Raw genomic sequence first — 22,186 nt, forward strand, 5'->3', positions numbered from 1 at the left:
CAAATCACCAACGGCTCTTGCCCCAGTTTTCAGGATTGGCCCAGTAATCAGCATTGAGCCAGTTTGGCAATTGCTTATAATCATATAGATTAAACTGCCAGAGCGTCGCGGATGTGGTCGATGAGGTAATCGCGGCCATAGCCTCTATATTTAAAGAGGGCTCACTTAGGATATCAAATGGCGTAAAGCCATAAGGTTGTAAGTTGATAGAATCGTCCAGTGCGACGAGTAGATGCGCTGCATACAGATCACGATAGCGCATGAGTAGTGGCACATATTGCTGTATTTGCTCTTGTGATAGAGCGGGTAGCCAAAAACAAACCAGCTCATAACGCTTGAGTGAGGGTTGCTTGATAAGTGCTGACAGTATTGAGATATCCCATGTTTCAGCTGTCGCAGCATCTGCCGAGGCCATCTTGTGTTTTAACTGTATTTGTAGTGCTGATAATGCTGCTTTGTCCTGCGCCACCCATAGCACTTCAGTGGTATCATTGGTTGACTCTGCGGTCTGCGGCACTTGGATATCTAGTGAAGGCAGCAGTGCATCGACATACTCTATCAATAGCGGTAAAGTAATCTTTGAGTGTTTGGTCGTAGGTGTTGTCATAGAATAGGCCGTCGGTTCAATAGGAAGCATTGGTATGACTATTAAATCATGTTCGATGAGATAGTCAATCTACGATAAAGGGTAAACAGCAGTGCCATGGTGCAATGTCTAAATACCACGTAGATTATAAACGCAATTATCTGCATCGGCACACTTGAAATTTGGCGATTTAGGTCAATTTAGTTATAACAATTCGCTTACTAATATCACAATCATGATTGTCAGCTCAATATAGAGTCGATATCTTAGAACATGCGCTAAAGCGTGTTTGACCCTTTGATAGGTATCCGTCTTAAAGTAGTGTTGACGCTATCAACCATATCACCAATAATAATAGGAAACCTTATGTCTACTGCTGAAACGGATGCTCAAATTATCAATCCTGACATGCCTGATGTACCGCCACATTCGCCAAGCAAAATTAATCTGAAAGACTATCAAAAGCCCAGTTTTGATGTTGATATTGTCCACTTAGACATTAAGCTGTTTGATGATCATGCGCAGGTTAATAGTACGCTTGAAATGACGCGTCAGACAGCGAGTGATGTTGTCCTGTTCGGCGAAGATTTAGAGCTACTGTCTATTACCATGAATGGTGACAAACTAGCAGCTGAGCATTACAGCCAAGAAGCGGGTAAGCTGACGATTCATGATGCCCCTGATAAAGTTACCTTGGATATTCAGGTACGTATTTGTCCGCAGACCAATACCGCGCTTGAGGGTCTATATATGGCAGGTAGTGGCGCTGATACGATGTTTGTGACGCAGTGTGAGCCAGAAGGTTTTCGCAAGATTACGTTTTATCCTGATCGCCCTGATGTACTCGCGATATTTACCACTCGACTCGAAGCAGACAAGCGTTACCCAACGCTATTGGCCAATGGGAACTTAGTTGAAGCAGGTGAGGTGGCCGATGCACCAGATCGTCACTACGCGATTTGGCATGATCCAACCAATAAGCCAAGCTATCTGTTTGCCTGTGTCGTCGCTGATTTGGATGTGTTGACGGATACTTACACAACCAGTGAAGGTCGAGAGGTTTTGCTTGAAATATATGCAAAATCTGCTGATATCGATAAATGTGATGTTGGCATGCAAGCGCTAAAAGACGCCATGAGATGGGATGAGGTCAATTATGGCCGAGCCTATGACTTAGATCGTTATATGATCGTTGCGGTCAGTCAGTTCAACATGGGTGCGATGGAAAATAAAGGCCTCAATATCTTCAATACAGCCTGCGTGTTGTCTAGTCCTGAGACGACCACCGATGCGCGTAGCTTTAGCGTCAAAGCCATCATCGCTCATGAGTATTTTCATAACTGGACAGGCAATCGCATCACCTGCCGTGATTGGTTTCAGCTGTGCCTAAAAGAAGGCTTTACCGTCTACCGCGACCAATCATTCTCAGCGGATCAGCAATCGAGTGCGGTACAGCGTATTGATGATGTAGCAACGTTACGTGCCCATCAGTTTGCCGAGGATGCAGGCCCACTGGCACATCCAGTACGCCCAGAGAGCTTTGTTGAGATTAATAACTTTTATACGACCACCGTCTATGAGAAAGGCGCTGAAATTGTGCGGATGATTGCCAATACCTTAGGGCCAGATGACTTCCGTAAGGGCACGGATGAGTATTTCCGCCGCTACGATGGACAAGCAGTGACGGTTGAGGATTTTCTATCAGCACTCAGTATCACTGATGACAAAATCGAGGATTTCATTGATTGGTATCGTCAGCCTGGTACACCAGTGGTTTCGGGTCATCAAAACCATGACAGCGCTGCAAAAACACTGACTATCAGCTTAAGTCAGCAGACTCGCCATGTTAGTGGTTTTGACGCGCCAAAACCGTTGCCGATACCGGTGGCGACTGCACTGTTTGATAAAGAGTCTGGCGATATCGTCGCTGAGCGTATGCTACTGCTCGATCAAGCTGCCCAGAGCTTTGTCTTTGAGAATGTCGAAAGTGAGCCTGTGGTGTCTTTACTGCGAGACTTTAGTGCGCCAGTGCAGCTCAACTACGATTATCAAGACGCAGATTTGGCATTTTTGCTCAAGCATGAGACCAATGGCTTCAATCGCTGGCAAGTGACTCAGATGCTGGTGAATCGTATTTTGCTGCAAGGTCAAGGTGCGAAAAGCAGCCCTGATGTATACTTAGAAGCATTGGCACAGACATTGCCCGTCTTGGCGGCTGATGATGCGATGCTGGCCGCAAGGTTGCTTGATATTCCTTCCGCGCAAGAGCTGGCTTCTGCCATTCACAAAGACTATGATCCCGCATTGGTCAAAAACCAACGCAATAGCTTATATAAGCAAGTAGCTGATACCCTAAAAGATCAGTTAGCCGCCTTATATGCGACTCTGCCAATGCAGTCTTATAAAGACAGTGCTGAGGCTCGCGGGACTCGTGCTTTGCGTAATGTCGTGCTTGATATGGCATTGACTGCCGATGTGGATGGAGCAGCCGATTGGGCGCAGCAGCAATATGACAATGCCAGCTGTATGACAGAACGTTTTGGCGCACTAAAAGCAATGGTCAACCATCAACTGGATCTAGCTGACGACTACTTGGCGGACTTCTATGAGCGGTTTCAAGCCAATGATTTGGTGATTGACTTGTGGTTCAGCGTACAAGCTGCCGCTGACGATGTAACCCCTGATAAAGTAACATCATTGCTTAAGCATGCAGATTTTGACTGGAATACACCAAACCGTGTCCGTTCAGTGATCAGCGCCTTTAGCTCACAGCCAACGGTATTATGGACAGCAGAGGGTCTAAAAATATATACCGATGTGATCAAAAAACTGGATGATGCCAATCCAGTATTAGCCTCGCGTCTGGTTCAAGTGCTGGCACGCTGGAATACCTTGGCGGAGCCGCACCGTCAAATAGCACAGGATCAGCTGATAGATTTACAGCAGAACGTGACGTCTAAACATGTCATTGAAAGCTTAGACAGCGTATTAGGTGCTGCAGATAGTTAATTAAAGAGACACGAACAAAAAAAGCCCGTTTGGCACTTTATAACTAGTGCCAAACGGGCTTTTTGTTATTTGCTGATATGACTGTGTTCTAAAATGCAAAGTTCTAAAACGCAAACAATCGGCAATCGATATTAACGATTTGGCAGTACATCTTTTACCATCGCATGTAAGCTACGCATGGCTACGACAGTGCTGTCCCAGTCTAGGCAACCATCAGTGATAGATTTACCATACTCAAGCTGGCTTAAATCAGCAGTCAGCTTTTGATTGCCGCCTTTTAGATGACTCTCAATCATCATGCCAATAATTGATTTATTGCCATTTTGAATTTGTTCTGCAACGTTTTGGATGACCATCGGTTGTAGATACGGGTCTTTTCCTGAGTTGGCATGGCTTGAGTCAATCATGATTTTACTATTGGTTTTGCCTTTTGCTAGCTCGTTTTCGACTTGAGCAACCGCAGTTTCATCATAGTTCGGTTTACCATTACCACCGCGTAGTACCACGTGAGCGTAAGGGTTGCCTTTAGATTTGATGATTGATACTTTACCATCTGAGGATAGACCTAAGAAGCTATGACCTTCCTTAACCGCTTGCATCGCATTGACTGCTACCGTCATACCACCATCAGTACCGTTTTTGAACCCAACTGGGCAAGATAAGCCTGAGCTCATTTCACGATGCGTTTGGCTCTCAGTGGTACGAGCGCCAATTGCTGACCAGCTGATCAAATCCTGCATGTACTGCGGGGTATTTGGATCCAGTGCTTCAGTCGCACAGGGTAGACCTTTTTCATTCAGATCAAGAAGTAATTTACGAGCAGTACGCAAGCCTTTTTCGATATCGAAACTGTCATTCATGTCAGGGTCATTGATCATGCCTTTCCAGCCGACGGTGGTACGCGGTTTTTCAAAATAAACGCGCATCACAACAAACACGCTGTCTTCGATCTCTTTTGCCAATACGGCCAAGCGATCAGCATACTCGTGAGCTGCTTTAATATCATGAATAGAGCAAGGTCCGATGACCACAAACAGACGCTTGTCTTTACCATCCAAGATGTTTTGAATGGTTTTTCGACCGTTTAGTACAGTTTTATAGGCTTCATCTGATAGAGGTAGCTCGGTTTTTAGCTCATCGGGAGTAATCAAAGGAATAAATTTTTCAATATTCACGTCGTCAATATCTACATTATGGGTAACTGATGTTGTCATGGTTATATATCGTCTAGCTGATTTATAGGAACAATCATTATGCGGACAAAAGTGTTGGTTGACAAGGGTAGTCGAGCAGTTAATTGACTGATAACTGGAATGAGGAAACCAAAACTTAGTTATACTTATAAGTACTTGGCATGATATTTAGTGTCTTAAATGCCGCTTTAGCATTTGGTTTTTCTATTTAACTATAAGGTTTGGTGACACATGGACGCCGTCAATGCTTAGATTTTATAGACGAATTTAGCTATTTGTATCATGGTCACGTATGATAGCAACATTAAGACACACCCTAACAGTAGACCGCTAAAATAATAAAGGCGCAAAACGTTTATTATTCATAGGATGCTATCGCCGATGGATTGTGTTGTATTTCACAATCACGGCTTTTTATTTTATTTGTATGTTTTTAATATTGAGAGCTTATCATGACAGATTCTGCGATGTCTCATCAACAAGCTGAGCTGATTTACCAGACCCAGATGCATGCCCAAGCGGCCAAAACAGATGTCGAGCCGCTAGTGATCGCCATTGTCGCAGGGGAGGTGTCAGGCGATAGCTTGGGCGCAGATTTTATGCAGCAGATGAATAACCTACGCGATGACATCGTCTGGGTAGGTGTGGGCGGCGCAAAAATGCAGGCGCAAGGATTACAGAGTATTTTTCCATTGGAGCGTCTGGCCGTGATGGGTTTGGTCGAGGTCATGGCGCAGCTGCCTGATTTGCTCAAAGCGCGCCGAGAGCTATTAAGTGCCTTTAAGGTGGCCAATATCGATTGGTTTATCGGTATTGATGCGCCTGATTTTAATCTGCGCGTGGCCAAAAAGCTCAAGCCTCAAGGTATATATTGTGTACAGTATGTTAGCCCTTCCGTGTGGGCGTGGCGCGAGTCACGTATCCATAATATCAAAGCGGCGACCCACTTGGTCTTGTGTTTGTTTCCCTTTGAGCTGTCGGTCTATGAGCGTCACAACCATCCAGCCATCTGCGTGGGGCATCCGCTGCTACGAACCATCGATCAGGCGCTGATAGAGGTGCCGATTAATCAGCGCCGCAGTGAGCTCGTTTGGCACAATGACGGTCTACAGCAGTTTTTTATCGAGCGCTTTGATGATGTGAGCCAGCTCATTTGTGTGATGCCAGGCTCACGCCGCGGCGAAATCACAGCGATTTTGCCATTGATGCTGGATGGAATTCAAAAGCTCATACTGTTAGACCCAAAATTGTGCTTTATTATTCCAACGGTCGATCAAAACCATCAATACATTGTCCAAGACGTCATTGATCGGTGCTCAGAGCAACTGCGTGCAGCCATTGTCGTCGTCTACGATGATACACAGCCAGAATTTAGCCAGCACGCGATGGCCGCGTCAGATATCGTTATGCTCGCCTCTGGTACCGCCACATTAGAGGCGCTGCTGCTCGAGCGACCGATGGTGGTGGTGTATCAGCTGAACCAGCTGACCTATCAGATTGCCAAACGATTGGTAAAAGTCCCTTATGTGGCGCTGCCCAATATTTTAGCAGGTGCGGCTATTGTTCCTGAACTCATACAAGAGCAGGCGAGTGGAGATAATATTTGCCGTACGGTCATGCGTTTATTGCAGCCACGCGCTTATGCTGAGCAGCTAAAAGACCTTATCACCACCAAGCAAGCCTTGCAGCAGCAGAGCAATCACGAGCCTGCCAATAGTGTGATTGACCAGTTCTTTGTTCAAACGCATGATTAACACAGCCAACGACTTCTCATTTATTATCAATAAGACAGACAGCAAAGCGCTATGAATACTCAGTCCAAAATAGAAAATGTTATTAAGCTAGAAAACACGATTAAGCCAATTGGTGCGGATATCGAAAAAATCGATATTAAAGGTCAGTATATCGAGTTGGCCACACCTATCCGCTTATTTGGACAATTAAACGTCTCCCAGTTGCAGGCTCAGTATCCAATGCAGAGTAAGCAAGGTTCAACGCCGTCAGTCTTACAGATTGGGGTAGATGAAGCCGGACGTGGTCCGCTACTGGGTAGCGTCAATGTGGCAGCAGCGATATTACCAGCCACTTGGTCGGGATTGATTGAAGCGCAGCTGCTTAAGGAAACACCGTTATCAATACTGACAGACTCCAAAAAATTGAGTGAAAAAAAGAGAGACTTGCTTTATCCACTGATTCAACAGCATGCAGTGGGTTATATCATTGCGGAGATACCGGCAGCGGTCATTGATCAGGTCAATATTCTACAAGCAACGATGCTCGGTATGAGGCTATGTACAGAAGTGCTGCTAGAAACAGTTATCAAGGCACTGGCCTTACAAGCTATAGATAATCAGCCAAGTCAGTTACAGACGCAGGTATTGTTTGATGGTAATCGCTGTCCTGATTTGAACCAATCAATATTTGATGCATTAGGTATAGAGACCAGCGCCATTGACTGCCAAGCGTGGGTAAAGGGCGATGCCCGTCATACCAGTATCGCTGCCGCCAGTATATTGGCAAAGGTGAGCCGTGACAAAGCCATGTATACACTCGATGCCGAGCACCCAGAGTATGGCATTGCCAAACATAAAGGCTATCCGACGCGCGCGCATATGGAGGCGATTGAAAAACATGGTGTCTTGTCTGAACATAGACGCAGTTTTGCACCGGTGAAAAGAGCACTCGAGCATGCATCAGCAAGTGAGCGAATAAATTAAATAGCCTAAGCGAAATAAAGATATTGTCTCGAATAAAAAACCTGCTACTCATTGATAACGAGTAGCAGGTTTTTATTTGTAAGTTAGAAAGCAAAAGCCTTTAGTTTATAATACAATAAAGATTGTATCGAAATAGCAAAAGGTGAACCGACTACCAATACTCACATAAAGGATTTCCATTTTCATCACAATTTGTATAGGTTGTTTTTTATAAGTTATTTTTTAAGGATAAGAGATAATGGCCAACACTTCCCAAAAAAATCTAGCGGCACTGCTGTTTATTGCAGTGTTCCTAACGGCTTGTGGTGGCAGCGGCGAAGACTCTGATAGTACGCCTGTATCTAATGACCCATCACCAGCTACTCAAGCAGAGAGCACTCCTAAACCAACAACCTCAGAACCCATACTATCAGCACCAATCATCGAAACACCTGATAATGATGGAAATACCCCGAGCGTACCAGTTGACAAGGATAATAATCCAGACAATAACGCACAGGCCGCGCTCAGTGCCAACAATCAATTCAGTATTGCCAGAACGAGCTGCGGCCTAAAAGGTCTGTCTGTTGATACGGATCTCGATGACATTGCGATTCAGCATGCCAACTATATCAAGCACGTGTTTGCAAACAGTACACCGACCAGCTTTAACTCCCACTTTGAAAATGAAATTGCCGATATCGCAAATGTGACAGGTGCCAATAATCCTTTTTTTAATGGATTAGATCTAGCAGATCGTTTAATCAACGCAAACTATTTTAATTCACAATATGGTGTCACCGAAAACATCGCGCAATCTGTCTATTATAGTTCAGCAGGCGATTTTTTAAGCTCAGAGATGGTGGCAGGCTCGATGGCAAAATCGTTGCTATCAGCGCCTTATCACCTGCGTTCGCTCATGATGCCAGCCTCTGTTTTAGTGGGGACGGGGATGCTCACTTATAACCCCAATGGTAAAAACGCTGCTAACAATCGGGGCTATGTACTGGTGAGCAATGCGTCAGCGACAAAAGCGTCAGCAGACAATACGTTCTCAGGAGTATTTACGTACCCATGTCAGAATGTGACAGGCACAGTGACTGCACTATATAATGAGACGCCAAATCCAGTGAGAGGTACTGGGCGCAATTTACGTACTGACCCTATCGGGCAGCCTATTTATATCAGTATGCCAACTGCTAAGAGCATCAAGGTCAGCAATGTCAAATTTCGAGATCTGCAACGGGCGACAGATGTACCGAGTCAGCTCATTGATGTCGACAATGATCCTTATCTCAATACCAACTATGCATTACCTGCGAATGAAGCATTTATTTTACCGATGACCGATGCCCTCAAAAGCTGTGAGGTAGGTAGCAAAAAAGGCGGCAATTGCGGACTCTATGGCAATACTCAATACCAAGTAAGTTTTGATGTATTAGTTGATAATAAAACGTTAAAGCAGCAATCATTTACCTTTACCACAGGTAATGTCAATTACTAGAGTAAGTGGCTATTTAGATTGCATCGTCAAAGTCACACAAAAAATGGCTGAATCATATCACTGGTTCAGCCATTTTTTTGAGTCATTTTAGAGGATTCTTAATTGAACTGGGAATCTTTTAGAAGGATGAATTTGGTTGTTTGAGGAAGTTTTTCTCATCCTCTGTTGACTCGCGATGCAGTGTGTCATTACGATGCGGATAACGACCAAATTGATCGATAATTGCTTTGTGACGATGTTCAAAATCTAAGGTGGTGGCGTCGTCTAACTGCTCGAACAATGGCAAGTAACGTGTATGAATCAGCGCTGATTCAGAATGCATAAATGGGATAAGAATGAATCTGCGCCACTGCATCGGTAACGTATTAAAATAGGGCTGCTGAATGGCTTCTTGGGCCAGTACCAATGCCATACTGTCTTGCGCAAAGGCATTGGCTTGTCCGCGGCATAGGTTACGTGAAAACTGATCCAATACGATAATCTCGGCCAGTCGTCCTGCCAAAGCGGTGATTGAGCTATTACCATCCAAGGAGGACATCGCCGTACGCCACGTTACGCATTCACCTTGTATCGCTGCCTGCCAAATATCGCCGAACTTATCTTTTATCTGCTGATCAAAGCGATCGTCTTGTACAAACCAATAAGGCTCACTGTCTTTATCGAACCAAAAATCCAAGACAGCACATGCGTCAGCATCGAGATGCGTCAGATTTATACTTTTTGAATCGAGCTGCGGTGAATGAGATCGACTAGCAGGAGTAGAATAATCCGTTGATAATGACATAAAATATTCTAATTATGATGAGTTTAGTCTACTATAGCGCAAATATTTATGTCTGTCTGTCAAGATACCAACAGCAGAGTTTCTATTAGGTAATCTATTATGAATGCAAAAAATTTAGAACAATTCGTCGGCATATCATTGCCACCAACGCCTTACTATGTATTGGATGAAGCCGCGATCGTGGCCAACATGAAAATCATCGCGCGGCTCTGTGAGTTGTCTGGTGCCAAGGCATTATTGGCACTAAAATGCTTCGCTACGTGGGGCGTGTTTGATGTCATGCAGCCGTATCTGCATGGTACAACCTCATCATCACTCAATGAAGTCAGACTGGGGTATGAAACTTTTGGCAACAATGACGATGCTAATAGCCAAGGCAAAAAAGAGACTCATGCCTATAGCGTAGCCTATAGTGCCGATGAGATGCCTGAAGTATTAAAATACGCTGATAAGATCATTTTTAACTCAATCTCGCAGCTCAATGCTTTTAGTGCGCAAGCACGTTCGAAAAACATTCCTGTAGGACTACGACTTAACCCGAAAACCAGCAATTCATCTTTTATCATTGCGGATCCTGCGCGCCCATTTAGTCGTTTGGGCGAGCATGATAAAGACAAAATTGCAGCGGTGCTTGGCGACATTACGGGCGTTATGATTCACAACAACTGTGAGAACGACAGTTTTGAGGATTTTAGCGAAAGTTTGGCTGATATCGAAGTACGATTCGGTGATATTTTGCAGCAGCTTGAGTGGGTCAGTTTGGGCGGCGGTATTCATTTCATCGCTCCTAACTATCCGCTAGAGAAGCTGGCCGAACGCTTAAAATCGTTTAGCGAAACCTATGGTGTGCAAGTCTACCTTGAGCCAGGTGAGGCGAGCATTCATGGCGCTGGCACATTGGTTACCACCGTTTTGGACACCATGCACAATGAAAAAAACCTTGCCGTGGTTGATTCCTCTATTGAGGCGCATATGCTTGATTTACTGATTTATCGTGAGTCAGCACCCATTGCCGCTATCAATAATACAGCGGTGGATATCGCTCCTATCGGCCATTCAGTGATTGAGACGTCAGAACCGACGCTCGAAAACGGTACAGACAGTACGCTCATTTATGGCCGTTCTTGCCTAGCAGGGGATATCTTTGGTGAGTATGATTTGCCAAGTGATTTACAGATAGGCGATCAGATTGCCTTTGGTAATGCCGCAGGTTATACGATGGTTAAGAAAAACTGGTTCAATGGTGTCAACATGCCTGCCATTGTGATTCGTCGCCTTGATGGATCGATTGATGTGCAGCGCGAGTTTGACTATCAAGATTACAAAGCCAGCCTATCTTAATGCTTAACACCAGTGCTTGATTTTTATTACCATGCTATTGTCGAGTTTTTATATTTTTAAGTAATTAAAAACAAAGGCTTAGCTTATATTGGTGAATATTTTAGCATCTGTGTTTTTTATACATTTTTTTTACCGATGATGTTATAAAAATTGTTATAATCGCGTCGGGCAAATACTAGAGTGGTATTTGCCCGACGGGTGCGTGGGTTTTCCTCGGTCTTCCTTTTTAATTCACGCATATCATTCACTCGTTTCTGTTTTGCATAGCCACAATCAATGGTATCGACAGGGACACAAAGGAGGATTGTTCATTGAACACAAACCAACCAGTTAAGCCCAACAAAAAAGACGTACTCATCATCGGAGCAGGCGGTGTCGCTCAAGTGGTCGCGCATAAATGTGCGATGCATAATGATGTGCTTGGTGAGATTCATATCGCCTCACGTACCAAAGACAAGTGCGATGATATCGCGCAAAGCGTAAAAGAAAAAGACAGCTTTAAGCAAGCTGCGGTCTTGCACACGCATCAAGTCGATGCGATGGACAGCCAAGCGCTGGTGCAATTGATCAAAGAAATAGAGATTCAGATTGTCATTAATGTCGGCTCGGCATTTATCAATATGACGGTATTAGAAGCCTGTATTGAGACAGGTGTTGCTTATATTGACACGGCGATTCATGAAGATCCACGCAAGATTTGTGAGACGCCGCCGTGGTACAACAACTACGAATGGCAACGTAAAGAGCGCTGTGCAGACAACAATGTCACTGCCATTTTAGGTGCAGGGTTCGATCCTGGTATGGTCAATGCTTATGCGCGTCTTGGCTATGACATGATGGATGCAGGTTCAGTTACCGATATCGATATCATTGATATCAATGCGGGCAGCCATGGCAAGTACTTTGCGACCAACTTTGACCCAGAGATTAACTTCCGTGAGTTCACTGGTACCGTTTACTCTTGGCAAGACAGCAAGTGGCAGTCTAATAAAATGTTTGAAGTCAAACGTACAGACGATTTGCCAGTGGTTGGCGTACAGAATAGTTACCTGAGTGGTCATGATGAAGTTCATTCATTGTCAGCCAACTTAGATGTGCCAAACATTCGCTTTTGGATGGGCTTTGGTGAGCATTACATCAATGTCTTCACCGTCCTACAGAGCTTAGGATTGCTATCTGAGCAGCCAGTGATGACTGCTGAAGGCCAAGAAGTTGTGCCACTTAAAGTGGTCAAAGCAGTACTACCAGATCCAAGCTCGCTTGCACCGAACTATACAGGCAAGACCTGTATTGGTGATAAAGTCAAAGGCAAGATCAACGGTGTTGATAGCGAAGTCTTTATCTATAATGTCTCAGATCACAAAGACGCTTATAACGAAGTTGGTAGCCAAGGTATCTCTTATACCGCAGGCGTACCACCTGTTGCTGCTGCGATACTAGTCGCGACTGGCGAATGGGATGCAGGAAAGATGGTCAACGTCGAAGAGCTAGATGCCAAGCCGTTTATCAATCTATTAAACAAGATTGGTTTGCCAACGCGTATCAAAGATAGCGAAGGCGATAGAGCACTAGAGTTTGATATTTAAATAACGAGTTTGATTTAGAAAAGCCTATCTTCTATAGATAGGCTTTTTTGTGTCTGATTGTATTGTAAAAAAGAGAAGCTTGATTCACTATTTTTATTGGGGGTGATTAGATACTACTAACTATGATAAAGAGCTGAGTATTTTCAAGGTTGATATATAGCGAACAATATTTATGAAAGCTCTCTGGTATTTGAGAAATAGGATTAAATATGGATATGGATATGGATATGGACGAGGTTTTAGCTAGACTGGTTTGATGTTGCTTTTAGATTGAATGAGTTTTCAATTTCATACCACAGCATAATTTATAGACCATTAAATCGAACTATAAATTACGCCCAGAACTCATCATAGAACAGCAACTCAAGTCAGTCTTGATTAGGATTATAATTCCTTAACGCCGCAATACGGTCATCAAGCGTGGGGTGTGAGCGGAATAGATTAGCAATACTAAAGCCTTGAGTTTGTCCTGATGAGATCGCAAATGCTTTCATACTCTCAGGCATTTGGTCGGGGCGCTGTGCAGAAGGGCGAAGTGCATCAAGCGCACTGATCATTTTTTCGCGGCTGGCAAGCTTTGCGCCCATTTGATCTGCACGGAATTCACGTAAGCGTGAGAACCACATCACGATGGCAGATGCCAAAAATCCAAGTAAGATATCCATCACAATACTGGTAATAAAGTAACCGATACCTGGGCGATCACTGGTGTTTTTGAACACAGTACGGTCAACGAAGCTACCGATAATACGGGCAAAGAACATCACAAAGGCGTTCACCACGCCTTGAATAAGGGCAAGGGTTACCATATCACCGTTGGCTACATGACCAATCTCATGCGCCAGTACCGCTTCGACTTCATCGGCTGTCATATTCTGTAATAGACCAGACGATACCGCCACCAGCGCCTTGTTCTTATTCCAACCAGTCGCAAAAGCATTTGGCTGCGAATTATTGAAGATACCGACTTCAGGCATACCGATATTTACTGCTCGCGCTTGTTTGGCTACTGTATCGACTAGCCATTGCTCAGTCGAGTTACGAGGGGATTCTATCACCACTGTACCCGTTGATCTTTTAGCCATCCACTTTGATATAAATAGCGACACCATCGAGCCAACCATACCGTAGATACCACACATAACGGTAAGACTGATATAGTTAAGACCACCTGCACTGTGCACACCGCCAATCCCAAAAAATCTGGATAGTATGCCAAATACAATGCTAAACACTACAATAACGGCTAAGTTGGTCAACAAAAACAAGCCAATACGCATCATTACGTTAAATTCCTATTCAATAGATCGGTAGTGCCTCAACAGAGCGTTATCTCAGAGGATTATTTGATATGATAGATTTTACTTTGGTTTTATATCAATAGTGTCAGTTTAATGAGGGCATATTGTATAGTCAATAATGGCGCTAACCGCAATAGGAATGAGTGTTATGGCAAACCGTAGCTATCTTTATTCGACCAACATTATCCCCAAACCAAATCAAAATGAGAGTAGCCGTGTGCTAACTGGTATCTCAGAATATAATTACGACATTCCGATCGTTTTTAAAATTTTGCTCTCTGGTAATCCGCAAGCCTGTACATCAGTAATTTGGGATAGCCCTGAAAAGATTGCTCTCATTGGAGATTATGCCAGTGGTGTGCAAAACCTTGAGGTATTCTTAGCCAAAATTGTCTTGCCTGAGGCACAAGTCCCTATTGCTGAGGCGCTTGAGTTCTTAAAAGACCCAAAAAATCAAAGCCAGTATTTTATTTTAGAATGTGGTGAGATCTTTGAGATGAGTGAAACACCAGTAGAGGTACAAAACCTGTCACTTCTTAATCAAGTGCAGAACCTGCAGCCTGAGATAGCAGCGGCATATCAGTCACTGTTGTCACCTGCGCCAGTAGTGAGCGAGCAGCCTAAACCTATTGGCTTCTTGGCAAAACTGTTCGGTCGTCGCTCAACACCGCCAAAAGCATTGTCCGCGAATAACCCAGAACAAGCTATCTACGATCTCGGCCTTGGACTCTGGTCAAATATTCTGTATTTTGACTTCTCGGAATCAGACGATGACCAAAACTAATCTTTAAAAAATGTATAAAAACGAGAATATAAAATGCAAATAGAAATGAATGTCATCGATGCTTTTACTGATCACGTTTTTAAGGGCAATTCAGCCGCGGTTATTATCACAGACAGTTGGTTGTCCGATGCGCTGATGCAATCTATCGCGATGGAGAACAATCTATCCGAGACGGCTTTTTTAGTTTTAGATAAAACTGATGACAGAGATATTTACCATATCCGCTGGTTTTCACCGTTTACTGAGATTGCATTTTGCGGGCATGCGACCTTGGCTTCAGCCTTTGTGTTGTTTAAGAAAAATCCGACTTTCAAGTCGATTAAACTTTCAGCCAAAGCGGTGGGGGTGTTAACCGTTGTGCAGATGGATTCTGGCAAAATACAAATGGATTTTCCAAACAGAAAGCCTGAAAAGGTGACTGATATTCCTGATGATTTATTGGCGGGTCTCTCTATTACGCCTGTTGACGTTTATCGCAATGCTCAAGCGTATTTTGTGATTTATAATTCTGAAGCTGACGTCTTAACAGTAGAACGTGATAATGACGCCCTAAAGCAGCTAGCACCTTATGATGTGGCTGTGACTTGTCAGGCAAAGTCAGAAAACTATCATAATTACGATTTTATATCGAGGTACTTTTGGCCAGCAAATGGTGGTGATGAAGACCCAGTGACAGGGTCTGCGCATACAGGTTTAGCACCATTGTGGGCTGAGCGTTTGGAGAAAAATGAATTGCTTGCTTACCAAGCTTCTAGTCGCGGTGGGGTACTCGATTGTGTAGTAACAGGTAATAGGGTACATATTTCTGGCCATGCTGTACAGTATCTGACTGGGTTTATCACGATTGAGGAGTAGGTAAGTTTGACAGAATTAAAGACGGTTAGCTTGTTTGCGCTGACAGCATTGGCTGAGATTGCAGGATGTTATTTGCCTTATTTATGGCTGCGAGAAGGTAAGTCGATTTGGTTACTGATTCCCGCTGCACTTAGCTTAGCAGCGTTTGTCTGGTTATTGTCACTACATCCGACTGCTGCAGGTAGAGTTTATGCAGCCTACGGTGGTGTCTATATTTGTATGGCGATTTTATGGTTGTGGACAGTCAATGGTATTCGCCCAACCGTCTGGGATATAGTAGGTTCAGTAGTTGCACTGCTAGGCATGGCGATTATTATGTTTGCACCGCGCAGTGGCTAAGGCGGGTCCTCAATTCAATCAATAGTCATCTAAATGAGTTAAAAATGGCTAAATCTTGCCAAACGGCGTCAAATAGCTGACTAATATCTCGATATTATCTGCGCTATTTTCCTTGTTTGACTGCAATTTATCTCATTTTTATCACCATTTTTCAAATGAGGACACGTCCTAGTCAAAAAAAAGGCTCATCAAATCTAATGATGAGCCGTTCTATGAGATTAATATTTATTGACCTAATAGCTATTTACTTAATATTTATATACATAAAATATTAGTGATTACCTAAAATACTGCTGTTGCCATCTTTCTTTGATTGTTTGGCGGCTTTTTTCTCTTTCGCGGTCAAAAGTGGCTTCTTTTTGACATTCTTTTTACTGTCTTGACCTTTACTCATGGTGGTTTCCTCTTTAGACAACGCATATGATTCTCTAAGCCAAACTGAGCTGGCTTGAGGCGATATGGTTACGACTAACATAGTCGTTTACTAAATTGAGTATAGGCCTAAGCATTAATAATAGATAGCACTCGCATAATTCATTTACGATTTAATCGTCCTAGGCTGTTGGCTAAGTAATATGAATAAGTGGTTTGGGCTAAGTGGTCTTTTATCAAAATAACGTGGCTTATATAAATGGACGTAGCGATGAAAGATCAATAGATTCGCTCAATCAATCATCATGTTAATAAGTGCTTACTTACGGATACCTGACGATTTGCTATAATGAATGATAAACCGATTAATAAATGCGGCAAACCCTTACTTATTCACATCTAGCACTATGCTGCTCACTGTTTTGGTCAAATTATTATGCGTATTCGTAAACTATTTAAATTTGAAAATGCTCACATCGTTCGCAACTGTAGCTCTGAGCGTTGCAAGCACTCTATTCATGGTCACAGTTATCAGATTGAGCTGATTTTAGAGGCCAACCGTTTAGACCATGGACAAATGGTCTATGATTTTGGCTTGCTCAAATCCTCTATCAAAGACATCATTGACAGCTTCGATCACGCCATTTGTTTTTGGAACAAAGATGATCCAGAGTACGTTGCAGCTTGTAAGAAATTTAGTGCACGCTGGATAAGTTTGCCAGTATCACCATCAGCCGAGCAGTTTTCGCGAGTGATATTCTTTTGGGCGCAGGAGATACTGCGTCAGACACAAATGCAAAATGGTGAAGCTGATGTCAGTGTTTACTCAGTGATTGCCCATGAGACAGCAACAGGTTACGCGCAGTGTTTCGCTGAAGATGTTGCCAATGACCAAATGGGGAAGCTGGTTTTAGAGGACTTTGAATTTAGCGAGCAAGTCAGTGCTGAATGGAGTGATTCTGAGCTGTACGCCAAGCTAATTCGTGGTGAGAGCTTTACCAACCCGACTGTGACCATGCAGGTACAGACAGAGCAAGTACAAGCAGGTTCAGTCTGATGCGTGAGGATCAATCTATAGAAAATGGCGAATACCTAAAGACTCTGATATTAAACTCTGAGAAAGACACTCAATCATTGGCTGAGCAATTAGCGACATTGCCACTTACAGGCAGCGTATGGCTAGCAGGTGACTTGGGTGCAGGTAAGACCACATTGACACGCTACTGGCTACAAGCACTGGGTCACACAGGCGCGGTGAAAAGCCCGACGTATACCTTGGTCGAGCCCTATAGTATCGAGCAAAATAACGGTTCGGTGAAGCCTGTCTATCATGCAGATTTGTATCGTCTCCAAGATCCAGAAGAGTTATCTTTCATCGGCTTTGATGAGTATCTAGACGAGCCTAATGCATTGGTCATCATCGAATGGGCCAGTCGCGCGGATGGCTATTTACCCTTGCCAACGTTATTCATCGATATGACGCAAAGTGAGCGCGATGATGCAGAGACCAGTGGTACAAGTAATGAATCTCGTCAAGTGGTGCTGCGACTATCGATAGCAGGACAAGCACAAGGTATCGATTTATCAAGCCTCACCCTCTGAATAGGGTCAATTACTAACTTCCAAACCAGCTAAAAATATGAAAGTCATCCATGCCAGATAATCACACCCATACCCGCATCAAAAAACTATCGCCGCTGCTTATTAATCAATTAGCAGCAGGTGAGGTCGTGACACGTCCAGCAGCCGTGGTCAAGGAGCTGCTCGAAAATACGATCGATGCTGGCGCGACCAATATTGAAGTGCGAATCACCCAAGGCGGCATGGGCATGATCGAAGTGATCGATGATGGTATAGGGATTTATCCTGATGATATGGTCATGGCAATCACCCGTCATGCGACCAGCAAGGTCGCTGATGTTGCCAATTTACATGGCATCACGACGTTGGGTTTTCGCGGTGAAGCATTGGCCGCGATGGCAGCGGTCTCCCGTCTGACCCTGACCAGTAGTCATGATGATAGCGGTGTGGGTCGTCAGTTACAGGTTGCTGGCGTATTGGATGACACACCAAAACTGACACCAGTGGTGCATGGTCGTGGCACCACGATTATGGTGAAAGACTTATATTTTAATGTGCCAGCACGCCGTGGTAATTTGAAGTCTATCGCCACTGAGTTCGGTCATATCGAAGCCATCGTTCGTGATGTGGCGCTTGCACGAGCCGATGTTGCCCTTACGCTGTTTCATGATAATAAAAAACGCTTGTCATTATCTGCCAGCACTACAAGTAATAGTCATGATACTGTCAACCGTTTGCCATTGCCGCGTCTAGAACAAGCCACTGGAATACCATTAACGGACAGTGCATTGGAGATCTCCATAGATTTATCGAGTCTGATGCAGCAGTCTATAGAGTATGATAATGACAGTGTTATTAGGCAAGCAGCGATTAGCGGGTGGTTATGGCCCATGCACGATGAGCAAACGGCACTACCAAAACTGATTTATGTCAATGGTAGGCTCGTGAAAGAGCTCTTAATTAGTAATCAACTGCGTCAACTGGCACAGGGTGCAGAGCTAGCAGGGATGGGTTACGCCCTTTATTTTGATTTACCAACGCAGTGGTTGAACATCAATGTCCATCCATCCAAACAGCGCATCAAGATCAGTCCGCTAAACAATGTCATGGCACACTTAAATCATGCGATTCGTTCACAGTTAAAAATGCTCAATGCTAATACAGTAAAAGTGACTAGCTCCGACATTTTAGACACATCAAAAGAGGATGGTTCTGTAAGAACGCTGTCAGACACGCATTTAGCAAATACTTTGGCTATAGACCATTCAAGACAAAATCAGCAAGTACAAGCGCCTAGCCAGTCCTATCAAACGGCTTCAAGCAAGCCATTTTCAGGAAAATCCTCATTCCAACAGTCAATAACCTCTAGTGTTGAAGATGTTTTGGATGGTAAGAGCACGCTTCTAAATACTCTTGTTCTAAATAACGCACCTAAAGCCACGACACCTTTACCAATATGCTTAGATGTTATCAGCAGTTTGAATGCTAATACAATGGGCGTTGTGATTGATCAAAATCTCGATGATAAAATGCTGCCTTGGCTACTGTTTTATCATCAGGGGAAGTGCATACTAATTGCTGAAAATGACTGGTATAAAAAGGTAGGCCAACTTTTTGAATCACAAGTTTTTGGTCGTGACGTGCTAGCTAAAGCCCAAACCCCAAATAGTGCCAACGAAATTAACCAGCAACTTGTCATGGTCAATGCCCAGATGTCTGACCAAGACTCGGTGGTTTTTACTACAGATATGACAGCATTGCTGACAAAACATGCCATCAAAGTAATAGATAGTGAGCGTTTGGTGATGTCAATGCTCTCATCTACGTCCGAACCCTTTATAAACTAACCTTTGCTTTAAAAGTTAGTCAATTTTTTATGAACAATGATTAAAGGCAATCCTATGGGACAGTCGTCTGAGGGTTTATCTCATAAGCTAACAGATAATAGTGTGGTGTGCTTGATGGCACCCACGGCCAGCGGAAAAACAGCACTGGTATATGAGCTATATGATACAGGGCGCTATGAGCTGATTTCGGTAGATTCAGCACTGGTATATCGTGATATGAATATAGGTACTGCCAAACCAACAGCAACAGAATTGTCACGTTATCCGCACCATCTGGTCGATATCATTGATCCTATGCAAAGCTATAGCGTGGCTGAGTTTGTCAGTGATGTGGCGCGCCTGATTGATGAGTGTCATCAAAACGGGAAAATTCCATTGCTAGTCGGTGGGACCATGATGTATTACATGGCGCTGCTTGATGGACTATCGCCTGTGCCTGATAGTGATGATAGCGTACGCGCGCGCGTAGAGCAGTGGCGACAAGATAAAGGCATCGATGCCTTGTATGATTATTTGGGTAGCGTTGATCCAGTTAGCCATCAGCGTTTGAATGCGACAGATACTCAGCGTATCACGCGAGCGGTTGAAGTGTATCTGCAAACAGACATACCGATAAGTGACTGGCAGCGTCAGCCAAAGCAGGCGCTAGCACACAATCCAAATCAGCAATGGCATGCATTGGCAGTCATGCCGGATCGCCCGTGGCTGCATCAGCGTATAGAGCAACGTTTAGATATTATGTGGCATGAAGGACTGGTTACTGAGGTAATTGAGCTGCTTGAGCAATATCCATTGACACCCAACTTGGCGTCTATGCGCTGTGTCGGCTACCGTCAGGTATTAGAATATCTTGTGCATATTGCGCACCCCGTATTTGAGCTGTCGCATTTAGATAAAGCACAGTTTTATGACGCTTTTGCAGTGAGTCAAGATGCAAGCGATGAGCGAGAAAACCCAATCAGTGACTTTCAACGATCAGCGGTGCCTGATGATGAGACCAAGGCGCTTGCTTGTCAGCAAATGCAAAATAAGGCATTATATGCTACAAGACAGCTGGCAAAGCGCCAGTATACTTGGCTACGCAAAGTTGTGCAGCTTCCTAGCGTATCAACAGATAGCATTGCTGGATCTGAACACATTGATAATGACACGGCAAATCTGACGATTAAAACCTTTACTACGATGCAACAGGCCAGAGATTATCTGTCGTAAAGTGTCATAAAAATTTCTGTTATAAGTGCTTTGTAGATACCTATAGAAGGTCTGAAAACAGTAATCACAATTAGTTTCAAAATATCGCATAGATAACTGCTATAATTTAAAACTGCTGAAATAGTAGGCTTAATACTGCAAGAGAGTATTTATATAGAATAGATAGACATTGATATAGTGATTTTCTCAACAAGTATTGATTTATTTTGTTAAATAACAATCAATGAAACAAGTAGTTACTTAATTATTTACAATAATAATGTATTCGCGATAAAGTGGAATTACTTAACATCAGCGAATATCCGTTTAGATACGTTTTATAAATAAAACATATTATTGTATCTACCTTTTAGCCATTATAATTAAATTAACACGTAAAATAATTGGCACTTAAAACATAATTATATAATATTTAGGAGAGATTTCATGTCGAAAGGACAAACTTTACAAGATCCGTTCTTGAACTCGCTGCGTAAAGATCGCATTCCTGTCTCTATTTTCTTGGTCAATGGTATTAAATTACAAGGCCAAATTGAATCATTTGATCAGTATGTGGTACTTCTCAAAAACACCGTTAGTCAAATGGTTTACAAACATGCCATCTCAACTGTAGTGCCAGCCCGTAACCCACGTAGTAGCACAACAGCGACTGGCAGTACGCCTCAATCTCAAAGCACTCCGCCAACTGGTTACCAAGGTGGCGGTTTTGAACGTGGTGGCAATCCAGCAGCTGCTGGCGGGTTTGAAGAACGTGGTTTTGCCTCTAATCGTAGTGGCTTCAATCGCGGCGGCTTTAGCCAAGGTCAAGAGCGTCAAGAGCGCGGTTTTGAACGTGGTAGCTTTGGCCAAGGTCAAGATCGTGGTTTTGAGCGTGGTGGTTTCGGTCAAGATCGTGGTTTTGATATGCCAGCAGATGGAGCAGGTTTCGAAGCTAAGCCGAATGATGGGTCTAATGACGGTGACAACTAGATAATGGCATGTGGCAACTGTATTGTCTAAGATGATAGCATTGATATATTTGATTAAGACCTACTGATACAGTGGGTTTTTTTTGTATAGATTCATATATATTGTCAACAATAAGCGTATCGAACAGCGATCAAGATATGGCAGTAGAAAGCATGGCTGTAGATGGTTGTTTATATGAAACAATATAAAATAATATGAAGCATAGTATAGTAAAATACTGGATTCAT

19 protein-coding genes are annotated in these 22,186 nt (G+C 43.6%); 14 read left to right on the plus strand and 5 right to left on the minus strand.

Translation table 11 applies throughout. The features are described 5' to 3' along the window. Nucleotides 1–4 precede the first annotated feature (4 nt). Nucleotides 5–607, minus strand: coding sequence for a DUF6231 family protein (locus IP510_RS07865; RefSeq protein WP_194364237.1), 603 nt, complete (start codon nt 605–607; stop codon nt 5–7). A 387-nt stretch (nt 608–994) separates the two neighbouring features. On the opposite strand from IP510_RS07865, the gene pepN reads away from it, so the two are divergent. Then, on the plus strand, nt 995–3,595 hold the full coding sequence (gene pepN, locus IP510_RS07870) for an aminopeptidase N (protein WP_227669621.1): 2,601 nt from the start codon (nt 995–997) through the stop codon (nt 3,593–3,595). A gap of 131 nt (nt 3,596–3,726) precedes the next feature. On the opposite strand, the gene IP510_RS07875 is transcribed toward pepN, so the two are convergent. Continuing rightward, the gene (locus IP510_RS07875) at nt 3,727–4,809 is read right to left on the minus strand and encodes a 3-deoxy-7-phosphoheptulonate synthase (protein ID WP_194364239.1); all 1,083 of its coding nucleotides are present in this window, start codon (nt 4,807–4,809) and stop codon (nt 3,727–3,729) included. A 485-nt stretch (nt 4,810–5,294) separates the two neighbouring features. On the opposite strand from IP510_RS07875, the gene lpxB reads away from it, so the two are divergent. The 3 genes from lpxB (at nt 5,295) to IP510_RS07890 (ending at nt 8,988) form a co-directional block, all read left to right on the plus strand. Then, nucleotides 5,295–6,542, plus strand: a complete 1,248-nt coding sequence (gene lpxB, locus IP510_RS07880; protein WP_227669622.1) for a lipid-A-disaccharide synthase — start codon at nt 5,295–5,297, stop codon at nt 6,540–6,542. A 51-nt stretch (nt 6,543–6,593) separates the two neighbouring features. After that, on the plus strand, nt 6,594–7,505 hold the full coding sequence (locus IP510_RS07885) for a ribonuclease HII (protein ID WP_194364241.1): 912 nt from the start codon (nt 6,594–6,596) through the stop codon (nt 7,503–7,505). Nucleotides 7,506–7,743: 238 nt separating this feature from the next. Continuing rightward, nucleotides 7,744–8,988, plus strand: a complete 1,245-nt coding sequence (locus IP510_RS07890; protein ID WP_194364242.1) for a CAP domain-containing protein — start codon at nt 7,744–7,746, stop codon at nt 8,986–8,988. Between the two features lie 118 nt (nt 8,989–9,106). Here the strand turns inward: IP510_RS07890 and IP510_RS07895 are convergent, their stop codons facing one another. Then, nucleotides 9,107–9,772: a DUF924 family protein gene (locus IP510_RS07895; RefSeq protein ID WP_194364243.1), complete on the minus strand. Its 666-nt coding sequence runs from the start codon at nt 9,770–9,772 to the stop codon at nt 9,107–9,109. Nucleotides 9,773–9,871: 99 nt separating this feature from the next. Here IP510_RS07895 and IP510_RS07900 point away from each other — a divergent pair, with 99 nt between their 5' ends. Then, nucleotides 9,872–11,113, plus strand: a complete 1,242-nt coding sequence (locus IP510_RS07900; protein WP_194364244.1) for a carboxynorspermidine decarboxylase — start codon at nt 9,872–9,874, stop codon at nt 11,111–11,113. A 311-nt stretch (nt 11,114–11,424) separates the two neighbouring features. Beyond that, nucleotides 11,425–12,699 (plus strand): saccharopine dehydrogenase family protein, encoded by a 1,275-nt coding sequence (locus tag IP510_RS07905; protein WP_194364245.1) that lies wholly within the window; start codon nt 11,425–11,427, stop codon nt 12,697–12,699. A gap of 368 nt (nt 12,700–13,067) precedes the next feature. On the opposite strand, the gene htpX is transcribed toward IP510_RS07905, so the two are convergent. Further along, the gene (gene htpX / locus IP510_RS07910) at nt 13,068–13,982 is read right to left on the minus strand and encodes a protease HtpX (protein WP_194364246.1); all 915 of its coding nucleotides are present in this window, start codon (nt 13,980–13,982) and stop codon (nt 13,068–13,070) included. Between the two features lie 166 nt (nt 13,983–14,148). Here htpX and IP510_RS07915 point away from each other — a divergent pair, with 166 nt between their 5' ends. The 3 genes from IP510_RS07915 to IP510_RS07925 are packed head-to-tail and all read left to right on the plus strand — an operon-like array spanning nt 14,149 to nt 15,978. After that, the gene (locus IP510_RS07915; protein ID WP_194364247.1) at nt 14,149–14,784 is read left to right on the plus strand and encodes a hypothetical protein; all 636 of its coding nucleotides are present in this window, start codon (nt 14,149–14,151) and stop codon (nt 14,782–14,784) included. 33 nt (nt 14,785–14,817) lie between these two features. After that, entirely contained in the window at nt 14,818–15,639 is an 822-nt protein-coding gene (locus tag IP510_RS07920) for a PhzF family phenazine biosynthesis protein (RefSeq protein ID WP_194364248.1), read from the plus strand. Between the two features lie 6 nt (nt 15,640–15,645). Next, on the plus strand, nt 15,646–15,978 hold the full coding sequence (locus IP510_RS07925; protein ID WP_194364249.1) for a YnfA family protein: 333 nt from the start codon (nt 15,646–15,648) through the stop codon (nt 15,976–15,978). Nucleotides 15,979–16,249: 271 nt separating this feature from the next. On the opposite strand, the gene IP510_RS13840 is transcribed toward IP510_RS07925, so the two are convergent. Beyond that, nucleotides 16,250–16,372 carry a hypothetical protein gene (locus tag IP510_RS13840; protein WP_265087577.1) on the minus strand — a complete coding sequence of 41 codons (123 nt, stop codon included), beginning with the start codon at nt 16,370–16,372 and terminating at the stop codon, nt 16,250–16,252. Nucleotides 16,373–16,786: 414 nt separating this feature from the next. Between IP510_RS13840 and IP510_RS07930 the strand changes: the two genes are divergently transcribed. From IP510_RS07930 to hfq, 5 genes are all read left to right on the plus strand, one after another. After that, nucleotides 16,787–17,407: a 6-pyruvoyl trahydropterin synthase family protein gene (locus IP510_RS07930; protein WP_194364250.1), complete on the plus strand. Its 621-nt coding sequence runs from the start codon at nt 16,787–16,789 to the stop codon at nt 17,405–17,407. Next, entirely contained in the window at nt 17,407–17,952 is a 546-nt protein-coding gene (gene tsaE, locus IP510_RS07935) for a tRNA (adenosine(37)-N6)-threonylcarbamoyltransferase complex ATPase subunit type 1 TsaE (RefSeq protein WP_194364251.1), read from the plus strand. The genes IP510_RS07930 and tsaE overlap by 1 nt, the downstream gene beginning before the upstream one ends. Nucleotides 17,953–18,002: 50 nt before the next feature. Then, nucleotides 18,003–19,778, plus strand: a complete 1,776-nt coding sequence (gene mutL, locus IP510_RS07940; protein ID WP_194364252.1) for a DNA mismatch repair endonuclease MutL — start codon at nt 18,003–18,005, stop codon at nt 19,776–19,778. A gap of 54 nt (nt 19,779–19,832) precedes the next feature. Beyond that, nucleotides 19,833–20,990, plus strand: a complete 1,158-nt coding sequence (gene miaA, locus IP510_RS07945; protein ID WP_194364253.1) for a tRNA (adenosine(37)-N6)-dimethylallyltransferase MiaA — start codon at nt 19,833–19,835, stop codon at nt 20,988–20,990. A gap of 426 nt (nt 20,991–21,416) precedes the next feature. After that, nucleotides 21,417–21,959 (plus strand): RNA chaperone Hfq, encoded by a 543-nt coding sequence (gene hfq, locus IP510_RS07950; protein WP_194364254.1) that lies wholly within the window; start codon nt 21,417–21,419, stop codon nt 21,957–21,959. The last annotated feature ends 227 nt before the right edge of the window (nt 21,960–22,186 follow it).

The sequence above is a fragment of the Psychrobacter sp. NG254 genome (assembly GCF_015277735.1).
In the GTDB taxonomy this organism is placed as follows: domain Bacteria; phylum Pseudomonadota; class Gammaproteobacteria; order Pseudomonadales; family Moraxellaceae; genus Psychrobacter.